Below are 22,729 nucleotides of genomic sequence, written 5' to 3'. Positions count from 1 at the left end.
CGCCGCACAACGCGGCGGCGGAAGACCGTGCGGGCGTCCATAGCCGGATGGGGTGATCCCTCCCTAGGGTTCCGAGCGAACCGGCCGGGACGACCCGTCCGGCCTCCCGCTTGTCACACAATCCAGAAGGGCCAATGGAGTTGAGCAGCCACGACCGTCCGCCCCGACCGGCCCCGGCCCCCGGCACCGTCCGGCTGGAGGGGCTGGCCAAGACCTTCGACGGCGGCCGGGTCCGCGCGGTCGACGGCGTGGACCTGGAGATCGGCGGGGGCGAGTTCTTCGCGATGCTCGGCCCGTCCGGCTCCGGCAAGACCACCGTGCTGCGCATGATCGCGGGCTTCGAGGCGCCGACCGCCGGGAGGGTCCTGCTGGGCGGCGCCGACGTCACCGGCCTGCCGCCGTTCGACCGGGACGTCAACACGGTGTTCCAGGACTACGCGCTGTTCCCGCACATGACGGTCGAACAGAACGTCGGCTACGGCCTGATGGTCCGCCGGGTGCCCAAGGCCGAACGGGCCGAGCGGGTGCGCGCGGCGCTGGCGATGGTCCGGCTGGACGGCTTCGACCGGCGGCGCCCGGCGCAGCTGTCCGGCGGCCAGCGCCAGCGGGTGGCGCTGGCCCGGGCGCTGGTGAACCGCCCCAAGGTGCTGCTGCTCGACGAACCCCTCGGCGCGCTCGACCTCAAGCTCCGGCACGAGATGCAGGTGGAGCTCAAGCGGATCCAGCGCGAGGTCGGCATCACCTTCGTGTTCGTCACCCACGACCAGGACGAGGCCCTGACGATGAGCGACCGCGTGGCGGTGTTCAACGCGGGGCGGATCGAACAGGTCGGCTCGCCCGCCGAGGTGTACGAGCACCCGGCCACCGCCTTCGTGGCCGGCTTCGTCGGCACCTCCAACCTGCTGGACGGCGCGGCGGCCGAGCAAGTGGTCGGCGAGGCCGGGCTGTTCAGCGTCCGGCCGGAGAAGATCCGGATAGCGCACCCGGACGACCCGGCCGGCCCCGACGAGCTGTCGGCGCCCGGCCGGGTGGCCGAGGTGGTCTACGCGGGCGGCCACACCCGCTTCCTGGTGGACCTGGAGGCGGGCGGGCGGCTGACCGCCGTCCGGCAGAACCTCGACGAGGGCTCGGCCGACGTGCTGCGCCACCGGGGCACCGACGTCGTCCTGGCCTGGCAGCGCAAGCACACCGTCCGCGTCGGCTCCTGACCCCACGGCGCCCGGCCCTCCCCGACGACCGGGCATCCCGCCCCCTCCCCGACGACCGGGCATCCCGCCCCCTCCCCGAAGACCGGGCATCCCGCCCCCTCCCCGAAGATCGGAGCACCTCGTATGCGCCTCCCCCTGATCGCCCGCACCGCGGCCGCCGCCGCCGCCCTGCTGCTCGCCGGGTGCGGCAGCGGCGGCAGCTCCGGCAGCACGACCGGCTCGCACGGCCTGAACCCGCCGAAGCTGCCGATGCTCCAGTCCCTGGGCGCCGGTGAGGGCCAGGTCAACCTGGTCGCCTGGGCCGGCTACGCCGAGGACGGCTCGGACGACAAGAGCGTCGACTGGGTCCACCCCTTCGAGCAGCAGACCGGCTGCAAGGTCAACGCGAAGATCGCCGGCACCTCGGACGAGATGGTCTCGCTGATGAAGACCGGCCAGTACGACGCCGTCTCGGCCTCCGGCGACGCGACGCTGCGGCTGATCGCGGCCGGCGACGTCGCCCCCGTCAACACCGCGCTGGTGCAGAACTACCCGGACGTCTTCGAAGGCCTGAAGAACCAGCCGTGGAACTCGGTGAACGGCCAGATGTACGGCATCCCGCACGGCCGCGGGGCCAACCTGCTGATGTACCGCACCGACAAGGTCACCCCGGCACCGGACTCCTGGCGGGTGGTCTTCGACGGCGCCTCGGACCACTCCGGCCACGTCACCGCCTACGACTCGCCGATCTACATCGCCGACGCCGCGCTGTACCTGATGAAGACCAGGCCGGAGCTGGGCATCAAGAACCCCTACGCCCTGGACCAGGCCCAACTCAGGGCGGCCGTCGACCTGTTGAAGACCCAGCACAAGGCGATCGGCGAGTACTGGAGCGACTTCCAGAAGGCGGAGAACTCCTTCAAGACCGGGGACACCGTGGTCGGCACCAGCTGGCAGGTGATCGCCAACATGGCGCAGGCCGACAAGGCGCCGGTCAAGGCGGTGCTGCCGAAGGAGGGCGCCACCGGCTGGTCGGACACCTGGATGGTCTCGGCCAAGGCCGCCCACCCCAACTGCGCCTACCAGTGGATGAACTGGATCGTCTCGCCGACCGCCAACGCCCAGGTCGCCCAGTGGTTCGGCGAGGCCCCGGCCAACGCCAAGGCCTGCGACCTCACGACGGACAAGGGCTTCTGCGCCACCTTCCACGCCGCCGACGAGGCCTACTGGAAGGACGTCTACTACTGGACCACCCCGGTCAAGAGCTGCCTGGACGGCCGCACGGTGGCCTGCACCGACTACGCCGCCTGGACGTCCGCCTGGACCGAGATCAAGGGCTGATGACGGCCACCGATACTTCCGACCCCTCCGACCCCTCCGACACCACCGACCTCTCCGACACCGCCGCCCCGCCGCAACGGCGGGGCGGTGTACGGCGGGTGGCCTCCGTCCTGCACCGGCGGTCCGGGCTGCGGCTGGCGCTGCTGCTGTCGGCGCCGATGGCCTGGCTGGTGCTGGCCTACCTGGGCTCGCTCGCCGTCCTGCTGCTGTCCGCGTTCTGGGCGGTCGACGACTTCACCTACGACGTCGTCCGGGTCTGGAACACCGCCAACTTCCACACCGTGCTCACCGAGCCGGTCTACCGGACGATCGCCCTGCGCACGCTCGGCATCGCCGCCGCCGTCACCGTGATCGACGCCGTGGTGGCCTTCCCGATGGCCTTCTACCTGGCCCGGATCGCCCGGCCGCGCACCCGCAAGCTGCTGGTGGTCGCGGTGCTGACCCCGCTGTGGGCCAGCTACCTGGTGAAGGCCTACGCCTGGCGGGTCATCCTCAGCCAGGGCGGCGTACTCGACTGGCTGGGCCGCCCGTTCGGGGTGTCCAGCCCGGGGTACGGTACGACGGCGGTCATCGTCGTGCTCGCCTACCTGTGGCTGCCGTACATGATCCTGCCGGTCTACGCCGGGCTGGAGAACCTGCCGGCCAACCTGCTGGACGCCTCGGCCGACCTGGGCGCCTCCGCCGGGCGGACCTTCCGTTCGGTGGTCCTCCCGCAGGTCCTGCCCTCGGTGTTCGCCGGGTCGGTGTTCACCTTCTCGCTGAGCCTGGGCGACTACATCACGGTGCGGATCGTCGGCGGGAAGACCCAGGTGCTGGGCACCGCGATCGCCGACAACGTGACGCTCAACCTGCCGCTGGCCGCCGCGCTGTCCTGCGTGCCGGTGGTGCTGATCGTCGGCTACCTGCTCGCCGTGCGCCGCACCGGCGCCCTGGACTCCCTCTAGGAGGAGGCCCCCGTGATCCTCTCCCGCCGTGCCCGGATCGCGCTGCGCGCGGCCATGGTGGCCGGCCTCGCCGTGGTGTACCTGCCGCTGCTGCTGGTGCTGCTCAACTCGCTGAACCGGGACCGCTCCTTCGCCTGGCCGCCGACCGGACTGACCACCGAGTGGTGGGTACGGGCCTGGCAGTCGGAGGGCGCCCGCAGCGCCCTGCTCACCTCGGTGCGGGCGGGGGCCGGGGCCACCCTGGTGGCGCTGGTCCTGGGCACCCTGACGGCCTTCGCCGTCCAGCGCCACCGGTTCTTCGGCCGGCAGGCGGTGTCCTTCCTGGTGATCCTGCCGATCGCGCTGCCCGGCATCGTCACGGGCATCGCGCTCAACGCCGCGTTCCGTACGGTGCTCGGCCCGGCGGGCATCGGCCTGGGCCTGCTCACCGTGATCATCGGGCACGCCACCTTCTGCATCGTGGTGGTCTTCAACAACGTGGTCGCCAGGCTGCGCCGGACGTCGCCCTCGGCCGAGGAGGCCTCGGCGGACCTCGGCGCCCACACCTTCCAGACCTTCCGCCACGTCACCTTCCCGGCCGTGCGGTCGGCGCTGCTGGCGGGCGGGTTGCTGGCGTTCGCGCTGTCCTTCGACGAGATCGTGGTGACCACCTTCACCGCCGGGCCGGGCGTCCAGACCCTGCCCGTGTGGATCTACGCCAACCTGGCGCGGCCCAACCAGGCGCCGGTGGTCAATGTGGTGGCCGCGGTGCTGGTGCTGCTGTCCGTGGTCCCGGTGTACCTGGCGCAGCGGCTGTCCTCGGACAGCGCCGGGGGCCGACTGTAGCGGCAGTCCGGGAAGGGCCGTAACGGAATGTTGAATTGGTGACGTTTCACTGAATGCGGAAACAGTCTTCTGAGTGGCATTCAGTGAATGCCGAGGGTCTCGGAGAGAGCGTCGATCAGGCCCTTCAGCTGCCCGGATGCCGTTCTTAATCTTTCCTTACCCTAGGCCGTTGACCTGCGTTCATCAAACCTGCTTTCCTTCATCCCCAAGCAGACACCCCACCGAGAGACCGTCAATTCCGGTTGTCCGGAAGAAAGAACGGAATCGGCGTTCGGTGGAATGCGCTGTCTGGTCCTTCCCCACAAAGGGATCGTTCGTGGCCCCCCAGCCGTACGGACGATCGGTATCGAGAGAGGCACCCTCACCCCATGGGTCACTCCCACAGAATGCGGCGCGCGAAGTACGCGGCGCTCACCGGCGTGGCGTCCCTCGCGCTCGCCGCGGCCGGCCTCGCCGGTGCGGCCGCGCCGGCCTCCGCGCAGTCCATATCCAGCTCCTCGGGCAGCGTCAACAACGAGTTCAACCCCTGGAGCCCGCAGACCGGCCACCCGTACCGCCACGGCGCGGTGCTGGGCAAGGAGCAGCAGAAGAAGTACAAGGAGTGGCTCGCCCAGCACAACCAGGCGGCGGCCACCGGCCAGGAGACGCTGTCCTACGGCGGCGGTGTCGACGGCATCGGCGTGCAGAGCGGCCACTCCAAGGTCTACCTGATCTTCTACGGCACCCAGTGGGGCACCCAGAGCACCGACGCCAACGGCAACGCCAAGTTCTCCGGCGACTCGGCCGGCGCCGCCGGTGCCACCCAGCAGATGTTCAAGGGCATCGGCACCAACGGTGAGACCTGGTCGGCCGACCTGACCCAGTGGTGCGACGGCCCCAACGTCGCCTCCGGCGCGGTCAGCTGCCCGTCCAACGCCAACTTCATCCCGTACCAGAGCGGCGGCGTCCTCTCCGGCGTCTGGTACGACAACGCGGCCGCCTCGCCCGCCCAGGCCACCGGCAACCAGCTGGCCCAGGAGGCCGTCAAGGCCGCCGGCCACTTCGGCAACACCACTGCCGCCGCCAACCGCGACGCGTACTACATCGTCCTGTCGCCGCACGGCACCAACCCGGACGACTACCAGAACCCCAGCACCGGGTACTGCGCCTGGCACGACTGGAACGGTGACACCACCCTCAACGGTGGCGCGGCCAACTCGCCGTACGGCGACATCGCCTTCTCCAACCAGCCGTACAACATCGACCAGGGCAGCAGCTGCGGCGTCGGCTTCGTCAACTCGCCCGGCACGCTGGACGGCTTCACGATGACCCTCGGCCACGAGTGGCACGAGATGATGTCGGACCAGAACCCGGCCGGCGGCTGGACGAACCACGTGTCCGGCAGCTCGTACAACGGCCAGGAGAACTCCGACGAGTGCGCCTGGATCCAGCCCGGCTCGGCCGGCGGCGCCGCGAACGTCTCCTTCGGCTCCTACGGCACCTTCGCCGAGCAGGCCAGCTGGTCGAACGACACCAACTCCTGCGCGATCACGCACGCCATCCTCAACCACGGCGGCGGCAGCACCAACACCGTCACGGTGACGAACCCGGGCAACCAGTCCGGCACCGTCGGCACCGCGGCCAGCCTGCAGATCCACGCCAGTGACTCGGCCACCGGCCAGACCCTGACCTACTCGGCCACCGGCCTGCCCGCCGGCCTGTCGATCAACTCCTCGACCGGCCTGATCTCCGGCACCCCGACCGCCGCCGGCACCGCCAACGTGACGGTCACCGCGACCGACACCACCGGCGCCGCGGGCAGCACCACCTTCAGCTGGACCGAGTCCGGTGGTTCGGGCGGCGGCAACGCCGTCGTCAACGGCGGCTTCGAGGCCGGCAACCTGAGCAGCTGGACCACGGCCGGCTCCACCTCCGCCACCACGGGCGCCGCGCACAGCGGCAGCTACGGCGCGATGGTCGGCTCCACCAACCCGACCGGGGACTCCTCGGTCGCCCAGACCTTCACCGCGCCGTCCGGCTCCAGCAAGCTGTCCTTCTGGTACAGCAACATCTGCGACGACACCGTGACCTACGACTGGGCGACCGCCACGCTGAAGGACAACACCACCGGCACGACCACCACGGTCCTCGCCAAGACCTGCACCACCACCGGGACCTGGACCAACAAGACGGCCACCGTCACCCCGGGCCACTCGTACACGCTCACCCTGAGCAACCACGACGACAACTACGCGGGTGACCCGACCTACACCTACTACGACGACGTGACCGTCTCCTGACGATCGCCTCGCCGAAACGCACCGGGGTGGGCCTCGCGCCCGCCCCGGTGTGTTTTTCTCCGGATTCGGGGGGATCCGATCCGGCGCCCGGTGCGTCGAACCGGTACCGCTTTCCCACCCCGGCACGAAGGAACCACCGTGACTCCGAGAAGACCCGCCGCCCTCGCCCTGACCTGCGCCGCCGCGCTGCTGGCCCTGGCGGGCTGCGGCTCCACCAGCGCCTCCACGGCCGCCTCCGGCCCGGCGCCCACCACCACGGCCGTGACCACCACGACGGCCGCCGTGACCGCCGACGAGCACGCCAACCACACCACCGTGAAGGTCGCCGTCGGTGCGACCGTCTCGGTCGTCCTGCAGGGCACCTACTGGTCCGCCGCCGCCAGCTCCGCCCCCGGCGTGGTCTCCCCGGCGGGCGCCCCGACCACCTCGCCGTCCCCCTCCTGCCGTCCGGGCGGCGGCTGCGGCACCGTCACCACCTCCTTCGCCGCCCGCGCGGCCGGCACGGCACACCTGACCGCCTCCCGGACGGCCTGCGGCGAGGCCCTCAACTGCTCGCCGGACCAGCGCAGTTACGACGTGACGATCGAGGTCACCGGCTGATCCGTCCGGTGCCGACGGGCGCCGTCGCCGCGGTTCGCGGGGGCGGCGCCCACCCATGTGAGGCGCCCACCTCTGTGAGCTGGATCACGCTTGAGCCCGCCCCAGGGGCAGGGTGGAGATTCGTCTCAGCAGCCGGACAGCGGTCCGGGGACGACGGATCACCGAGGAGCATCATGACCACCACCACCCACACGGAGCGTTCGGGCCAGGCGCAGGACCGGCCGGAGCTGCGCCGGACGATCGAGGAGCTCGTCGAGGCCGGCTTCCTCGGGGTGCAGCTGCGGGTGAGCGACGAACGGGGCGAGTGGGCCGGCAGCGCCGGTGCCCGCGAACTGGGCTCCGCCGCCGAGCCGCTGACCGACGGGCACTTCCGGATCGGCAGCAGCACCAAGAGCCTGATCGCGAGCACGGTGCTGCTGCTGGTGGCCGAGGGCAGGACCGCCCTGGACGCCCCGGTCGCCGACCACCTGCCCGAGTTCGGCCTGGACCGGCGGATCACGGTGCGAATGCTGCTCCAGCACACCAGCGGGATCTTCAGCCACACCGGCGAACTCCTGGACGACGGGACGGTCGTGCCCGGCATCCCGTGGCAGGGCAAGGCCTGGGTGGACGACCGCTTCCACAGCTACCCGCCCGAGGAGCTGGTGCGGCTGTCGCTGTCCAAGCCGCTGCGGTTCGCGCCGGGGGAGGGCTGGAGCTACTCCAACACCAACTACGTGCTGGCCCGGCTGGTGATCGAGCGGGTCACCGGCCGCTCCTTCGCCGAGGAGCTGCGGCGGCTGGTCCTGGCACCGCTGGGGATGACCGGCACGGTGGCGCCGGGCTTCTCCCCGGCGGTCCCCGAACCCCACCACCACGGCTACTACCGTTACCAGGACGGCGAGCGGGAGCGGATCGTCGACGTCACCCGGCACGACCCGTCCTGGGTCGCGGCCGGCGGGGACCTCATCTCGACCACCCGGGACCTGCACCGCTACTTCTCCGCGCTGATGGGCGGCCGGCTGCTGCCCGCCGAGCTGCTGGCCGAGATGCGCAGGCCGGAGGAGCGGGTCGGCTACGGCCTCGGGCTGTTCGCCCAGGACCTCGGCCCGGCCGGCGGCACCGTCTACCACCACAACGGCGCCACCATCGGCTCGGCGGCGCTGATGTACGGCTCGGCCGACGGCAGCCGGATCCTGACGGCCGCCATGAACCACGTGGACGACCCGGAGATGTCCCTCGCGCCCGCCTTCCAGGAGGCCCAGCAGCGCCTGGTGGCCGCGGTGTTCTCCAGCTGACCGGCCAGCTGACCGGCGAGCTGGCCGGTGAACTGACCGGCGAACTGACCGGTGAACTCCGGCCGGGGGCGGGTAGCGGTCGGAGCCGAGCACACGAGAAGCTGATCGGATGATGAACGGAGTCACGATCGGTCAGGCGGCGGCTTTCGTCGGCGTCTCGGTGAAGACGGTGCGGCACTACCACGAGCACGGGCTGCTCGCCGAACCACGGCGCGACGCCTCCGGCTACCGGCGGTACGGCTCGGACGACCTGCTGCGGCTGGTGCAGGTCCGGACCCTGGCGGGCGCCGGGGTGCCGCTGGCCGAGGTCGGGCCGCTGCTGGACGCCGAGGCCGAGCCGTTCGCCGCCGCCCTGGCCGACGTCGAACGGCGGCTGGCCGAGCGGATCGCCGAGCTGTCGGCCCGCCTCGACACCCTGCGCCGGCTCGCCGAGGGCGACCGGGCCCTGCTGCCCGACCGCGCCTGCGCCGTCCTGGAGCGGATGGCCGAACTGGGCTTCGCCCCCGCGTACGTGGCCGCGCAGCGCGAGGCGCTGGTCCTGGCCCGGGTGCTGGTGCCGGTCGGCTTCGACGGCTTCCTGGCCCAGCTCGAACACCGGCTGGCCGACCCGGAGTTCGTCGAGCTGTCGATGCGCGCCTGGGAGGCCGGGAGCTGGGAGCCGGACGATCCGAGGATCGAGGAACTCGCCACCGCCATGGCCGACCGGCTGCTCGCCAGTCCGGCGCTCCTGGGGGACGCCGACAGCCTGCGGGCCTGGAGCCGGGCCGCCACCCAGTACCGGCTGATCGACCACCACCGCGAGGATCAGGCCCCGGCCGCGGCCCGGCTGACCGCCCTCACCGAGGCCAGGCTCCGCTCCGCCGGCGCCCCCGCCCCCCGGCTGCCACGCCGCTGAACGGCGCGGTCCGGTGCCGTCCGGCGCAGTCCGGGGGCGGGTGAGCGCCGCTCGGCTCAGGAGGCCGGGGCCCCGGTCTCCAGCAGCCTGCCGTCGGCCAGGTGCAGCCAGCGGTCGACGCCGATGCCGGACAGGAAGCGTTCGTCGTGGCTGACCACGAGGAACGCGCCCTGGTAGGAGTTCAGGGCGCCTTCGAGCTGCCCGACGCTGACCAGGTCGAGGTTGTTCGTCGGCTCGTCCAGGAGCAGCAGTTGGGGCGCGGGCTCGGCGCACAGCACGCAGGCCAGGGTGGCGCGCAGCCGTTCGCCGCCGGAGAGCGCCCGGACGGGCAGGTGGGCGCGGGCGCCGCGGAACAGGAAGCGGGCGAGCAGGTTCATCCGCTCGGCCTCCGGGCGTTCCGGGGCGGCCGCGGCGAAGTTCTCCGCCACGGTGCGGTCCTGGTCCAGCAGGTCGAGCCGCTGGGAGAGGTAGGCGACCCGGCCGTCGGCGCGCTTGACCTGTCCGTCGTCCGGGGTGAGGTCTCCGACCAGCAGGCGCAGCAGGGTCGTCTTCCCGGCCCCGTTGCCGCCGTGCAGGGCGATGCGCTCGGGGCCCCGGATGGTGAGGTCGACGCCGCCCTCGGCGAACAGCGGGCGGCCGTCGCGCACCACCTGGAGCTGTTCGCCGATGAAGAGGTCGCGCCCGCTGGGCACCCTGGTCTCGGAGAGGTCCAGGGTGAGCCGCTGTTCGTCGCGCACCGCGCGCCCGGCTTCGTCGAGCCGGGTCCTGGCCTCGTCGACCCGGGCGGCGTGCACCTGGCCGGAGCGGCCGGCGGACTCCTGGGCGCCGCGCTTCATGTTCCCGGCGAAGATCCGGGGCAGCCCGGCGTTCTTGAGGTTGCGGGCGGCGTTGCCGGCCCGGCGCTCGGCGCGCTCGCGGGCCTGCTGCATCTCCCGCTTCTCCCGCTTGAGGTCCTGCTCGGCGTTGCGGACGTTCTTCTCCGCGACCTCCCGCTCGGCCTGCACGGCCTGCTCGTAGGCGGTGAAGTCGCCGCCGTAGAGGCGCAGGTCGTGCGAGTCGAGTTCGGCGATGCGGTCCATCCGGTCGAGCAGGGCGCGGTCGTGGCTGACCAGCAGCAGGCAGCCGTTGAAGTCCGCCAGGGCGTCGTGGAGCCGGTGGCGGGCGCCGAGGTCGAGGTTGTTGGTGGGTTCGTCGAGCAGCAGCACGTCGGGCCGCTTGAGCAGCTGGGCGGCGAGGCCCAGTTGGACGATCTGGCCGCCGCTCAGGGTGCCCAGTCCGCGGTCGAGCCCCAGTCCGCCGAGGCCGAGGCGGTCGAGCTGGGTGAGGCTGCGCTCCTCGATGTCCCAGTCGTCGCCGATGGTGGTGAAGTGCTCCTCGGCGACGTCCCCGGACTCCACCGCGTCGATGGCGCGGATCACCTGGGCCACGCCGAGCACCTCGGCGACGCTGAGGCCCGCCGTGAGCGGGAGGTCCTGGGCGAGGTAGGCGGCGGTGCCGCTGACCGTCACCGATCCGGCGTTCGGGCGCAGTTGACCGGCGATCAGCTTGAGCAGCGTGCTCTTGCCGGAGCCGTTGGGGGCGACCAGACCGGTGCGGCCGGTGCCGACGGCGAAGGAGAGGTCCTGGAAGACGGGGGTGTCGTCGGGCCAGGAGAAGGACAGCTGGGAGGCGACGATGGACGCGGAAGACGCAGAAGACATGGGTGAACTACCTGGAAGTGAATGGGCGGAGACGAGTCCGGCCCGGATGAGACAGGGGGACTGGGTGCGACGAATCCGACCGCTGCACTGGGCGCCCTGCGCCCGCAACGGCCGTCAAGCCCGGGACTCACCCGGAGATGTCGTCGTCACCCGCCATGTCTGCTGCACTCCTCGGAAGGGGGTAGGTCGTTCGCCAGCGTAGCAGTCCGCTTCGCCTCGCGCCGTTCTTTTCCGGCGCGAGGCGTACGGGCGGCCGGCGGGGGCCGTCGGCGTCCGTCGACCCGTCGTGGTCAGAGCCGGTCGGCGTCGACGACGGCCTGGGCGAAGGCCGTTGGGGCCTCCTGCGGCAGGTTGTGGCCGACGCCCGGCAGCGCCCGGTGCTCGTACCGGCCGGTGAACATGGCCCGGTAGGAGGAGCCGTCGCCGGGCGCCGGGGTGAACGGATCCAACGCCGGGTCGAGGGTGATGGTCGGCACGCCGATGGTGGGCTTGCGGGCCAGCAGGTGCTCGTCGTGGTCGTAGCGGCGCTCGCCGTCGGCGAGGCCCAGCCGCCAGCGGTAGTTGTGGATCACGATCGCGGCGTAGTCGGGGTTCTCGAAGGCCGCCGCGCTGCGTTCGAAGGTGGCGTCGTCGAAGTTCCAGGTGGGGGAGGCGGTCTGCCAGACGACCCGGGCGAGGTCGTGCCGCAGCTTCGGGTCGTGCATGGCCCGTTCGCCGCGGTCGGTGGCGAAGTAGAACTGGTACCAGAAGGCACGCTCGGTGACCGGCGCGATCGGGTTCCGCTGGGCGTCGCGGTTGGTGATCAGGTAGCCCGTCGCCGACACCAGGGCCTTGACCCGCTCGGGCCACAGGGCGGCCAGGATGTCACCGGTCCGCGCGCCCCAGTCGAAGCCGGCGACCACGGCGCGCTCGATCCGCAGGGCGTCCAGCAGGGCGATGATGTCCCGGGCGATGGCCGACTGCTGCCCGTTGCGGACGGTCCGCGAGGAGAGGAAGCGGGTGCTGCCGTGGCCGCGCAGGTAGGGGACGATCACCCGGTAGCCGAGGTCGGCGAGCAGCGGGGCGACGTCCACGAAGCTGTGGATGTCGTACGGCCAGCCGTGCAGGCAGAGCACCACCGGCCCGTCGGTGGGGCCGAGTTCCGCGTAGCCGACGTCGAGCAGTCCGGCGGTGACCTGCTTGAGCACCGGGAACGCGGTGTGGGTGCCGGGGGTGAGGGCGGGCACGACCGGCGCCGGGCCGGAGCCGGCCGGGACGGGCGCGGCGCCGGCGACGCCCGGCAGCCCGGTCAGCGAGAGGGCGGCCGCCCCGGCGCCGAGCCCCAGGGTCCTGTGGAAGCTGCGCCTGTCGATCATGAGTTTCCTTCCGGAGGTGCGGGGACCGGTTCGGGGAGCCGAGCCGGGCTGGACGTTACTGGTCTGGGCAGTGATGGCGGCGGCGACACGGTGCGCCGACGGCGAAAGAGACTCCGGGGGACCCGGGCATTGCACTTGGCGGGGTGACTGGTCAGTATGGTGACGTGATGCACGCCTTCCCCTGCGGGACCCTCCCCCTCGACTTCGTCGGCACGCTGCGCGCCCGCCGCAACGCCGCGCCGATGGAGAAGCTGGCCTCCCCCGAGCAGCTGGACGCCTGGTTCGTGGAGTCCGGGATGCTCGACGGCGGCCCCGAAGCCGATGAGACCGACCTCGACATCGCGGTGGACCTGCGCGAGGCGATCTACGCGCTGGTCGCCGCCCGGCTGGACGGGCAGCCGATGCCGGCCCGGGCGATCGCCGAGCTGAACCGGCACGCGGCCGGACTTCCGGTGACGCTGCGCCTGCAGGCCACCGGTGCGACCAGGACCGGCTCCGTCTCCCAGGGCCTCGCGGCCCTGGCCCGGGAGGCCGTCGAGATCCTCGGCGGCGACGACGCCGACCTGCTGCGCGAGTGCGCCCGGCCGGAGTGCACCCAGGTCTACCTGGACCGCTCGCGCGGCCACCGGCGCGAGTGGTGCGCCATGCGGACCTGCGGCAACCGGGTCAAGGCTGCCAGCTACCGGGCGCGCCAGCACGGCGCCGCCGAAGACTGAGAACCGGCGCGCCGACCGTGCACCCCCGCCCCAGGGCGGGGGATTCGGTGTTTCCGGCGACGGCAGCGACGGCGGCAGCGACGGCAATGGCGTCAGCGGGGGCGGGCGGTGGCGTCAGCCGGTGACCGCGGTGGCGTTGACGGTCACCGGGATGTTGCCCCGGGTCGCCTTGGAGTACGGGCAGATCCGGTGCGCGGCCCGGCCGAGTTCGGCGGCCGTCTCCTGGTCCACGCCGCCGAGTTCGAGGTTGAGGACGGCGCTGAGGCCGAACTCCCCGTCGTCGCCGTGGGTGAGGGTCGTCTCGACCGCGACGGAGGTGCTGGTGAGCCGCACCTTGCGGTCGGCGGCGGCGCGGCGGACGGCCCCCAGGAAGCAGGCCCCCCACCCGGCGGCGAACAGCTGCTCCGGGTTGGTGGCGCCGCCGGCCCCGCCCAGCTCCTTCGGGATGGCCAGCGAGGTGGTGAGGTTGCCGTCGCTGGAGGCGACCCGCCCGCCGTTGCGGCCCTCGCCCGTCACGACGACCGTTCCGGTGTAGCTGACTGCCATGGTGCTGTCCCCTCATGAGTGATCGTCCGGTGAGCCCGCTGTCGGTGTCACCGGTTTAACTGGTGACGAGTATCGGGCGGGGCTTTCGGGCATGTCAAGGCGTTGGCGCGCAACCATGCTGGTTTTGTCGGGGGTTCGCGCCCAGGGAGCCGTCCCGTGCACCTCGCTACATAACCTGCTTGACAGGTTAGCTGAGGGGGCGTCACACTCGTTCGGGGAAGAAGGATCCGAAGGAGAAGCACGTGATCATCTACGACCGGCTGTTCATCGCGGGCGCCTGGACCACTCCGAGCAGGGCCGACCTGCTCGACATCCGCTCCCCGCACGACGGGACGCTGCTCGGCCGGGCCGCCCAGGCCCGTCCGGCGGACGTGGACCGCGCGGTGGCCGCCGCCCGGGCCTCGTTCGACCGGGGCACCTGGCGGGAGACCCCTCCGCTGGAGCGGGTGGCCGTGCTGCGCCGCTTCAACGCGCTGCGCGAGGAGAACGCGGAGCGGATCGCCGAACTGATCTCCATCGAGAACGGCTCGGCCGGCTGGTTCACCCGGGCCGGCCAGCCCGGCCTGACCCGCCAGGCCAACGCCTACCTGAAGGCCGCCGAGGAATTCGGCTGGGAACAGACGCTCGTCCCCTCCGACCCGGCCTCGCCGGTGCGCAGCGTGGTGCGCCGCGAGGCGATCGGCGTGGTGGCCGCGGTGATCCCGTGGAACTCGCCCTTCTCCTCGGCGACTTCGAAGATCCTGCCGGCCCTGCTCGCGGGCAACTCGGTGGTGCTGAAGGTCTCCCCGGAGAACTCGCTCAGCATGGGCTTCCTCGCCGAACTGCTGGAGCAGGTGGGGCTGCCCGAGGGCGTGGTCAGCGTCCTGCCCGCCGACCGGGAGACCAGCGAGTACCTGGTGTCCCACCCCCAGGTGGACAAGATCGCCTTCACCGGCTCCACCCGGGCCGGCCGGCGCATCGCCGCCATCGCCGGGGAGCAGCTCAAGCGCGTCAGCCTGGAGCTGGGCGGCAAGTCCGCGGCGGTGATCCTTCCCGACGCCGACCTGGACCGGGCGGTGCCGGGGCTGAAGTTCTCCTCGCTGCTCAACAACGGCGAGTCCTGCATCGCCCAGACCCGGATCCTGGCCCCTCGCAGCCGCTACGAGGAGGTGGTGACCCGGCTCAAGGACCTGATCGACTCCCTGAAGGTCGGCGACCCGGCCGACCCGGAGACCTTCATCGGTCCGATGATCCGCCGGGACCAGCAGGAGCAGGTCCGCCGCTACATCGCCCTCGGCGTGGAGGAGGGCGCCCGCCTGGTCACCGGCGGCCCGCACGTCCCGGCCGGCCTGGAACGCGGCAACTACGTCACCCCGACGCTCTTCGCCGACGTCGACAACTCGATGCGGATCGCCCAGGAGGAGGTCTTCGGCCCGGTCCTGGTGGTCATCCCCTACGAGGACGAGGACGACGCCGTCCGGATCGCCAACGACTCCGAGTACGGCCTCTCCGGCGGGGTCTGGTCCGCCGACGAGGAGCACGCGCTGGCGGTCGCCCGCCGCCTGCGCACCGGCACCGTCACCGTCAACGGCGCCTCGATCGGCTTCGACGGCCCGTTCGGCGGTTTCAAGGCCAGCGGCATCGGCCGCGAGTACGGCGCGGTCGGCCTCGGCACCTACACCGAGTACCAGACCATCACGGTCTGAGCCGTCTGAGCCGTCTGAGCCGTCTGAGCCGTCCGAGCCGTCCGAGCGGGTCGAACTCTCCGTACCTGCAAGGCCCTTGGCACCTCCCGCACCCGCCGTCGCACGCGGCCTCCGCCCGTCCGGAGGCCGCCGGAGGCCTCCGGCGACCTCCGGAGGGCCGGCCCTCCGCTGTTCCACCGGTGTTCAACCGCCCGCTCCTGACTCCGCCCCGTCAAGCCCCTACTTTCCCTGGGGGACTGCGAGAAGGAGCCATGGAAGACACGCAACCTGCCGTACGGGCAAGCGGATTGACGAAGTGCTTCGGTGACGTCGTGGCGCTGGACGGCGTCGGCCTGGAGCTGCCGCCCGGCCGGATCCACGGCCTGGCCGGGCCGAACGGTGCTGGCAAGACCACCCTGCTCGGGCTGCTGCTCGGGCTGGCCGTCGCCGACGACGGCGAGCTGGAGGTACTGGGCAGACCGGTCGGCCGGGCGCTGGCGGCGCCGGACGGCGTGGCCGGGTTCGTCGACGGGCCGGGCCTGTACCCCTCGCTGACCGCACGGAAGAACCTGGCGGCACTGGCGGCGCTGCGCGGCCTGCGGACCGGGCCCGGCCGGATCGACGAGGTGCTCGCCGAGGTCGGGCTGACGGACGTCGCCGACGACCGGGTGCGCGGCTTCTCGCTGGGCATGCGCCAGCGGCTCGGCCTGGCCGCCGCCCTGCTCACCGAACCCCGGCTGCTGGTGCTCGACGAGCCCTCCAACGGCCTCGACCCGGCGGGCAAGCAGCACGTCCACGGCGCGCTGCGCCGACTCGCCGACAGCGGCGTCACCATCGTGCTGTCCAGCCACCGGATGGACGACCTGGAGGCGCTCTGCTCCGAGGTGACCATCCTCGCGACCGGCCGGGTCCGCTTCTCCGGCCCGCTGGGCAAGCTGGCGGCCGGGACCCGGGAGCTGGAGCACCGGCTGCTCACCTCCGACCTGCGGACCGCCCGGCGGGTGGCCGACGGCACCGCGGGCGTGCGGGTGGTGGACGACGCGGGAGCGTGGCGCGGCACGGAGGCGCTGGTGGTGCGCGCCGCCGGGCCGGCCGTCGAGCAGTTGGTGGCCGCGATGGTGCAGGAGGGCGTACGGGTGCGCGAGGTGGCGCCCGTGGTGTCGCCGCTGGAGGCCGCGTACCTCGCCCTCACCGAGCAGCAGCAGGAGGGTGGGCGATGAGCACGGTCATGGCCGGGGAGGCGGTGGCCGGTGCCGCCGCCGCGCCCGGGGCGGGTCGGGTCCCGGTGGGCCGGGTGTACCGCTTCGAGCTGGTCAAGCTGGTCTCGCAGTGGCGGATCCGGCTGCTGGTACTGGCCTGTTGGGCGCTGCCCGGGCTGTTCGTGGCCGCGGTCGCCCAGCAGGGGACGCTGCCCTCCGACACCCTGTTCGGCCGCTGGATGCACGCCACCGGCTGGGCCGGCCCGCTGGTGGTGCTGGGCTTCGCCGGCTCCTGGGCGCTGCCGCTGCTGACCTCCGTGGTCGCGGGCGACGTGTTTGCCGCCGAGGACCGGCTCGGCACCTGGCGGCACCTGCTGGTGGCGGTCCGCTCGCCGCGGCGGATCTTCCTCGCCAAGACCCTGGCGAGCGCCACCGTGATCGTGCTGCTGGTCGCCGGGCTGGTGGCCTCCGGCACGGCGGGCGGGCTGGCGGCGGTCGGCAACCAGCCGCTGGTCGGCGTCGACGGGCACCAGCTGGCACCGTCCGACGCCGCCACGAGCGTCCTGCTGGCCTGGGCGGCCGCGCTGGCGCCCACGCTGGCGCTGGCGGCGCTCGGACTGCTCGGCTCCGTCGTCCTGGGCCGCTCCCCGATGGGCCTGCTCGTCCCCGCACTGTCCGCCGTCGCCATGCAGCTCGCCCAGACGCTGCCGCTGCCGGTGGCGCTGCGGCTGGCGCTGCCCGGCTACGTCTTCGTCTCCTGGAACGGGCTGTTCGCCGACCCGAACCGGCCGGCGGAGCTGCTGATCGCCGTCGCGGTGAGCCTGGTGTGGGCCGCGGTGGCGACCGCGGCGGCCTACCGGCTGTTCGTCCGGCGGGACTTCACCACCGGCAGCGAGGACGGCGAGAAGCGCCGCGCGCTCACCTTCGGGGTGCTGCCGCTGGCCGGGCTGCTCGCGCTGGGCACCGGCGCGGTCGCGGTGGCCGCGCCCTCGACCGGGTCGGGGATCACCCAGGCGAAGGTGCAGCGGTCGGTGGCCACCGTGTTCGCGCACCTCTACCGGCTGCAGACCGAGCAGTTGCACCGCCCCGCCGTCACCGAGGCCGACCTGCGGGTCAGCGCGGACTGCAACCGCGGTGACGGCCAGGTCGATCCGGAGGGCCCGGGCAACGACTGGCGCTGCGTGGTCACCTGGCACCTGCCCGGCACGACCGCCCCCGGGACCGCGATCTACCAGCTGGACGTCGCCTCGGACGGGCGGGTGATGGCCGACGGAGACGGGCCCAAGGAAGTGAACGGCTACTTCCTGGTGCACACCGCGACCGGCGACGCCCCGAACCCGCTGTGGCAGTTCGACGGCCGGATCGACCTGCTCGACTCCTCGACGGACTGACCGCACCGGCCGGCCCGCACCTGGCTCCCGCCGCACCGCACCGCAACGCAACGCACTGCAACGCAACGCACTGCACCGCAACGCACCCACTCCGCGCAACCGATCACAACGAAGGGCTGACGCCATGCAGGTAACGCGTCGTCGACGTGACCAGAAGGAGCACCCGGCGCTCCTCGGCCGCCGGGCCGGCCGCCGGGCCACCCTGGCCACGGCGTGCATCACGGCGGTGGCCGTGGCCACCGGCACGGCCTTCGCGGCCACCCACCAGTTCGGCACCGACCAGGTCGGCCAGGTCACCGCCGACGGCCAGGTGATATCCAGCGACCAGTACATCGCCCCGTACGGCGACCGGCTGGTCATCGACAACGGCAAGATCATGGGCTCCCGGGTCAGCCCGGACGGCACCCACCTGGCCGCCTCGCTGGCCGACGGCGACGCCTCGCTGGTCGTGGTGGACCTCAGGACCAACAAGGTGCAGCAGCGCGCCGGCAAGGCCAAGACCGCCGACCTCCACCTGACCGACGGCTCGGTCGGCCAGGAGGCCCCGGTCTACTCGCCCGACGGCAAGCAGCTGTGGCTGGGCCAGCTCGACGGCTACACCAGGTTCACCGTGAACGCCGACGGCTCGCTGGCCGACCCGGTGAAGATCGCCATCCCGGCCGACGGGGACAAGCACGCGCTGGCCTCCGGCGCGGTGTTCTCCGCCGACGGCTCGACCGTCTACGCGGCGGTCAACGGCCAGAACCGGGTGGTCGCGATCGACGCGGCGACCGGCAAGCTCGGCCAGAGCTGGACGACCGGCACCGCGCCGCGCGGCATCGCCCAGGTCGGCCACAAGCTGTACGTCAGCAACGAGGGCGGGCGCGCCGCCACCCCCGACGACGACACCCTCAACTCCTACGGCACCCAGGTGCCGGCCGACCCGGACACCGGCGCGGCGACCTCCGGCACCGTCAGCGTGATCGACCTCTCGAACCCGTCCGCCGCTGTCGGGAGCATCGACGTCGGCCTGCACCCGACGGCCGTGTACGCCAAGAACGGGACGGTCTTCGTCGCGGACACCTCCTCCGACCAGGTGTCCGTGATCGACGCCGCCCGGGACAAGGTGGTGCAGCGGATCTCCACCAAGCCCTGGCCGGAGGCCTCGGTGGGCTACGAGCCCACCGCCGTGACCCTCACCGACGACGGACGCCTGCTGGTCACCCTCGGCCGTGCCAACGCCGTCGCGGTGTACCGCTTCGCCGGCGCCCAGGAGCCGGTGAGCTACGTCGGCCTGCTGCCCACCGACTACTTCCCGGCGGAGGTCACCACCGTCGGCAACAAGGTGGTCGTCTCCAACACCCGCGGCATCGACGCCCGCCGCCCCAACTCCACCGGCGCCCACAACACCCACGACACCACCTCCAGCCTGACCTGGTTCACCCTCCCGGGCGACAAGGAGATCCGCTCCCAGACCGACAAGGTCTTCCGGCAGAACGGCTGGACCAAGGGCGCCGTCCAGACCGCCGACCGGCGCAAGGCGAAGCCGGTCGCGGTGCCGGCCCGGATCGGCGACCCGTCGACGATCAAGCACGTCTTCATGATCGTCAAGGAGAACCGGACGTACGACCAGGTCTTCGGCGACATCGGCAAGGGCAACGGCGACCCGAAGCTCGCCCAGTTCGGCGCCAACGTGACGCCCAACCAGCAGGCGCTGGCCAAGCAGTTCGGGCTCTACGACAACACCTACGACATCGGCACCAACTCCGCCGAGGGCCACAACTGGCTGATGCAGGCCGACAATCCGGAGTACACCGAGTCCTCGGCCGGCGAGTACGAGCGCAGCTACGACACCGAGGACGACGCCCTGGGCCACCAGCGCTCGGGCTTCCTGTGGACCGGCGCCCAGGCGGTCGGCCAGGACGTGCGCGACTTCGGCGAGTTCCACCAGTTCCTGACCAAGCCCGACGGCGCGAACTGGCAGAACCTGTACTGCGACGCCAAGAACATGGACGCGACCGGCGACGACACCGCCTACCCGCTCAACTCCTCCTCGCCGATCCCCTCGCTCAACGACGCGTCGGTGCCCGGCTTCCCCAAGTTCGACCTCGACGTCCCGGACCAGTACCGCTACCAGATCTGGAAGCAGGACTTCGAGCAGAACGGCCCGGCGAACCTCAACATGCTGTGGCTGTCCAGCGACCACACCGGCGGCCCGGCCGCCCCGGCCGCGCAGGTCGCCGACAACGACCTGGCGGTCGGCAGGATCGTCCAGGAGATCTCGCACAGCGAGTACTGGAAGGACTCCGCGATCTTCGTGGTCGAGGACGACTCCCAGGCCGGCCTGGACCACGTCGACGGCCACCGCGCCCCGATCCAGATCATCAGCCCCTGGGCTCAGCACGGCGCCGTCGACAGCCGGTACTACTCGCAGATCACCATGGTCCGCACCATCGAGCAGATCCTCGGGATCCACCCGATGAACCAGAAGGACAGCGCGGCCACCCCGATGGCCACCGCCTTCACCGACAAGCCTGACTACACCCCGTTCACCGCGGTGCCCAACCGCACCTCGCTGACCGACGGTCTGAAGACCCCGCCCTCCTGCGGCGTGGACGTCCCCGGCGCCCAGGACCGCACCGCGGCCGCCGCGCCCGTCACCGCCGCCCCGCCGGCCGCCGAGCAGGGCGTCGCCGCCCAGTGGGACACCTGGAGGTCCCAGCAGCACCTGACCGGCCCGAACGCCGCGCCCGACCGCGCCAATCCGGCCCAGATGAACCACCTGACCTGGTACCAGACCCACAACTGGACCGAGCCCTACCCGGGCGAGAACGCCATCCACGCCCCCGCCGACGTCCCCGGCGCCTACATCCCCTCCGCCGAGAACGACGGCTGACACCCGGCCGGCCCGTAGTCGACGCCCCGGGCGTCGGCCACGGGCCGCCGATCGGGCTCAGTACTGGCGGGACTGCTTCCACTGGACGTAACCGTTGAAGTTCGTCGCGACCAGGTAGGCCCGGAAGGCGTCCATGATGAGCCGCGGGCCGTACGCCGAGGCGAAGCCGATGGCCTCGCGGCTCCAGTCGCCGTGCCCGCCGGTGTCCTGGACGTCCTCCAGGTACAGGATGCCCGACCCCTGCTGCCGGACGGCGACCTGACCCCAGCCGGCCGGCGCCATGGCGATGGCCGGCTCCGAGTCGGTCTGGACGCCGTCGAGGATCGACCGCCCGAACCAGTTGGCGAAGGGGAAGTACGTGCGGATGACGTTCACCCGGTTGTCCAGCCCCCGGTAGGCCATCAGCAGCAGGCCGTTGGCGGGGCTGTAGGCCAGCGCCGGGGAGGACTGGCTGGTGGCGCCGGGGACGCGGGTCGGGTCGCCCCAGAGGTTGCTCGGGACGTAGTAGGTCATGCTCCAGATCTCATCGCTGTTGGCGCCGTGGAACGCCAGTGCGACGTTGTTGTGGGGCAGGGCGGCGATGGCCACGGGGCGGCCGTTGTTGGTCTGGGCGTTGTTCGGGACCTGCTGCCAGGCGCCGAACCGCAGGTAGCGCTGGCCGTTGTTGGCCTGGTTCACGGTGAGGACCATGTAGAAGATGAACCCGTTCGTGCCGGTGTGGAACAGCACGAACTGGGCCCCGCCCATGTAGACGATCTGCGGGCTGGCATTGGTCTCGCCGGCCATGCGGATCGGGCGGCCGTGGTCCAGCGCGATGTACATGCCGGGGTTGTCGTAGCCGCGCCACACCTGGAGGAGATCGCCGTTGTCGGCGCGGGCCTCGTCCATGAAGCCGTTCGCCCGGACGGGGACGTTGTCCTCGATCTCACTGGCCCACGTGGTGCTTTCGCCGAACACCGCGGCGGACGCCGGGGAAGTGGAGAACATCATCACGGCGAGTGCGGTCGTCGCGGTGACGGCGGCCATGCGCCACTTGGCGCGGATGGAAGACATGGGGATTCCTTGGAAGAGAGAACCATGGGGGGACGGACGGCCGGGGCGAAGCGCCCTCCGGCCGTCGACGCCCACTGTCCCCGGTCCGACGCACGCGGAGCATCAGTCATTTGACTGCGCAGTGCAGTTCGGCCGCGCCACGGCCGACACCAGCGTGTACCCCTGCACCTGCGCCGGGAACACGGACAGCGGGGCCGTCCGGGTCGGGGCGCCGGACTGCGGCGTCATGTGGTCCGAGGCGGTGGAGTCCGGGTTCGGCGGGGACCGCCTGCGGATCGTGAACGGGCTCGACGAGCACCACATCGAGCTCGGCGCGGCCCACCCGGACTACGTCCGGTACGAGCTGGGCGGCTGAGCCGTCGGGCGGGTGGCGAGCGAGAACCTGACCTTGGGGCGGGCCTGGGCTCCCACACGGTGGTAGAAGCGGATGGCGTCGGCGTTCCAGTCGGGCGTCTGCCACTGCACCTCTGCGGCGCCCAGGGCTGCTGCCGCGTCCGTCACGGCGTCGAGCAGGGCGCGCCCCCAGCCCCCGCCCCGGTGGGCTTCGGTGACGAAGAGGCAGTCCAGGTGGACGTAGTCGGCGGCCTGCCAGGTGGAGAACTCCCGGGAGTAGCTGGCGTAGCCGGTCAGTTCGCCGTCGTGGTCGACCACCAGGCACCAGGCTCGGGGCTCGGCCGAGAACAGCGCGGGTTCCAGACGGACGGCGAGGTCGGCGGGTACGGCTTCTGCGTCGGCGCGTTCGAAGGCGGCGTGGGCGGCGCACAGGCGGGCGAGCGCGGGCAGGTCGGTCGGCGTGGGGGGGGGGGGGGGGGGGCCCCCCCCCAAGGGGGGGGTTGCCACGACCAAGGAGGGCCCCAACAAAGGGAGGGCAAGTCGTTTACC

Annotated in this window: 19 protein-coding genes; 14 read left to right on the top strand and 5 right to left on the bottom strand. The window is 72.1% G+C overall.

From position 1 onward, the window contains the following. Positions 1-134: 134 nt before the first annotated feature. The 8 genes from ACZ47G_RS16840 (at position 135) to ACZ47G_RS16805 (ending at position 9,348) form a co-directional block, all read left to right on the top strand. Positions 135-1,208, top strand: a complete 1,074-nt coding sequence (locus tag ACZ47G_RS16840; protein ID WP_465743304.1) for an ABC transporter ATP-binding protein — start codon at positions 135-137, stop codon at positions 1,206-1,208. 123 nt (positions 1,209-1,331) lie between these two features. Next, a complete protein-coding gene (locus tag ACZ47G_RS16835; protein WP_465743302.1) occupies positions 1,332-2,528 on the top strand; it encodes an ABC transporter substrate-binding protein in 1,197 nt (398 codons plus the stop codon). Beyond that, the gene (locus ACZ47G_RS16830) at positions 2,528-3,472 is read left to right on the top strand and encodes an ABC transporter permease (RefSeq protein ID WP_465743299.1); all 945 of its coding nucleotides are present in this window, start codon (positions 2,528-2,530) and stop codon (positions 3,470-3,472) included. Before ACZ47G_RS16835 ends, ACZ47G_RS16830 begins: the two co-directional genes overlap by 1 nt. A 12-nt stretch (positions 3,473-3,484) precedes the next feature. Further along, complete coding sequence (locus ACZ47G_RS16825; protein WP_465743297.1) at positions 3,485-4,297, top strand: ABC transporter permease; 813 nt, start codon at positions 3,485-3,487, stop codon at positions 4,295-4,297. Between the two features lie 368 nt (positions 4,298-4,665). Further along, a complete protein-coding gene (locus ACZ47G_RS16820; RefSeq protein ID WP_465743295.1) occupies positions 4,666-6,576 on the top strand; it encodes an Ig domain-containing protein in 1,911 nt (636 codons plus the stop codon). A 138-nt stretch (positions 6,577-6,714) separates the two neighbouring features. Continuing rightward, positions 6,715-7,176, top strand: coding sequence for a hypothetical protein (locus tag ACZ47G_RS16815; protein ID WP_465743293.1), 462 nt, complete (start codon positions 6,715-6,717; stop codon positions 7,174-7,176). A gap of 173 nt (positions 7,177-7,349) precedes the next feature. Continuing rightward, positions 7,350-8,453, top strand: a complete 1,104-nt coding sequence (locus tag ACZ47G_RS16810) for a serine hydrolase domain-containing protein (RefSeq protein ID WP_465743291.1) — start codon at positions 7,350-7,352, stop codon at positions 8,451-8,453. Between the two features lie 109 nt (positions 8,454-8,562). Further along, positions 8,563-9,348, top strand: a complete 786-nt coding sequence (locus ACZ47G_RS16805) for a MerR family transcriptional regulator (protein WP_465743289.1) — start codon at positions 8,563-8,565, stop codon at positions 9,346-9,348. A gap of 56 nt (positions 9,349-9,404) precedes the next feature. Here the strand turns inward: ACZ47G_RS16805 and ACZ47G_RS16800 are convergent, their stop codons facing one another. Together ACZ47G_RS16800 and ACZ47G_RS16795 are read right to left on the bottom strand one after the other, a co-directional pair. Beyond that, the gene (locus ACZ47G_RS16800; protein WP_465743287.1) at positions 9,405-11,048 is read right to left on the bottom strand and encodes an ABC-F family ATP-binding cassette domain-containing protein; all 1,644 of its coding nucleotides are present in this window, start codon (positions 11,046-11,048) and stop codon (positions 9,405-9,407) included. Between the two features lie 290 nt (positions 11,049-11,338). Beyond that, positions 11,339-12,403: an alpha/beta fold hydrolase gene (locus ACZ47G_RS16795; RefSeq protein ID WP_465743285.1), complete on the bottom strand. Its 1,065-nt coding sequence runs from the start codon at positions 12,401-12,403 to the stop codon at positions 11,339-11,341. A gap of 164 nt (positions 12,404-12,567) precedes the next feature. Here ACZ47G_RS16795 and ACZ47G_RS16790 point away from each other — a divergent pair, with 164 nt between their 5' ends. Further along, positions 12,568-13,119: a CGNR zinc finger domain-containing protein gene (locus tag ACZ47G_RS16790; RefSeq protein WP_465743511.1), complete on the top strand. Its 552-nt coding sequence runs from the start codon at positions 12,568-12,570 to the stop codon at positions 13,117-13,119. A gap of 114 nt (positions 13,120-13,233) precedes the next feature. Here the strand turns inward: ACZ47G_RS16790 and ACZ47G_RS16785 are convergent, their stop codons facing one another. Further along, positions 13,234-13,665, bottom strand: coding sequence for an Ohr family peroxiredoxin (locus ACZ47G_RS16785; RefSeq protein ID WP_465743283.1), 432 nt, complete (start codon positions 13,663-13,665; stop codon positions 13,234-13,236). Between the two features lie 242 nt (positions 13,666-13,907). Here ACZ47G_RS16785 and ACZ47G_RS16780 point away from each other — a divergent pair, with 242 nt between their 5' ends. From ACZ47G_RS16780 to ACZ47G_RS16765, 4 genes are all read left to right on the top strand, one after another. Next, the gene (locus ACZ47G_RS16780; RefSeq protein WP_465743281.1) at positions 13,908-15,350 is read left to right on the top strand and encodes an aldehyde dehydrogenase; all 1,443 of its coding nucleotides are present in this window, start codon (positions 13,908-13,910) and stop codon (positions 15,348-15,350) included. 251 nt (positions 15,351-15,601) lie between these two features. Beyond that, positions 15,602-16,549: an ABC transporter ATP-binding protein gene (locus ACZ47G_RS16775; RefSeq protein ID WP_465743279.1), complete on the top strand. Its 948-nt coding sequence runs from the start codon at positions 15,602-15,604 to the stop codon at positions 16,547-16,549. Next, on the top strand, positions 16,546-17,919 hold the full coding sequence (locus ACZ47G_RS16770) for an ABC transporter permease (protein WP_465743277.1): 1,374 nt from the start codon (positions 16,546-16,548) through the stop codon (positions 17,917-17,919). Before ACZ47G_RS16775 ends, ACZ47G_RS16770 begins: the two co-directional genes overlap by 4 nt. Before the next feature lie 124 nt (positions 17,920-18,043). Then, complete coding sequence (locus ACZ47G_RS16765) at positions 18,044-20,794, top strand: alkaline phosphatase family protein (protein ID WP_465743275.1); 2,751 nt, start codon at positions 18,044-18,046, stop codon at positions 20,792-20,794. A gap of 57 nt (positions 20,795-20,851) precedes the next feature. On the opposite strand, the gene ACZ47G_RS16760 is transcribed toward ACZ47G_RS16765, so the two are convergent. After that, positions 20,852-21,847, bottom strand: a complete 996-nt coding sequence (locus ACZ47G_RS16760) for a hypothetical protein (RefSeq protein ID WP_465743273.1) — start codon at positions 21,845-21,847, stop codon at positions 20,852-20,854. Between the two features lie 121 nt (positions 21,848-21,968). Here ACZ47G_RS16760 and ACZ47G_RS16755 point away from each other — a divergent pair, with 121 nt between their 5' ends. Beyond that, entirely contained in the window at positions 21,969-22,202 is a 234-nt protein-coding gene (locus tag ACZ47G_RS16755) for a hypothetical protein (protein WP_465743271.1), read from the top strand. Here ACZ47G_RS16755 and ACZ47G_RS16750 read toward each other — a convergent pair. Next, the gene (locus ACZ47G_RS16750; RefSeq protein ID WP_465743269.1) at positions 22,175-22,687 is read right to left on the bottom strand and encodes a GNAT family N-acetyltransferase; all 513 of its coding nucleotides are present in this window, start codon (positions 22,685-22,687) and stop codon (positions 22,175-22,177) included. The genes ACZ47G_RS16755 and ACZ47G_RS16750 overlap by 28 nt on opposite strands. Between the last annotated feature and the right edge of the window lie 42 nt (positions 22,688-22,729).

It is taken from the genome of Kitasatospora sp. NPDC030952, assembly GCF_055571335.1.
Note: the sequence above shows the minus strand (reverse complement) of the source record. Positions and strands in the feature narration are given on the sequence as shown.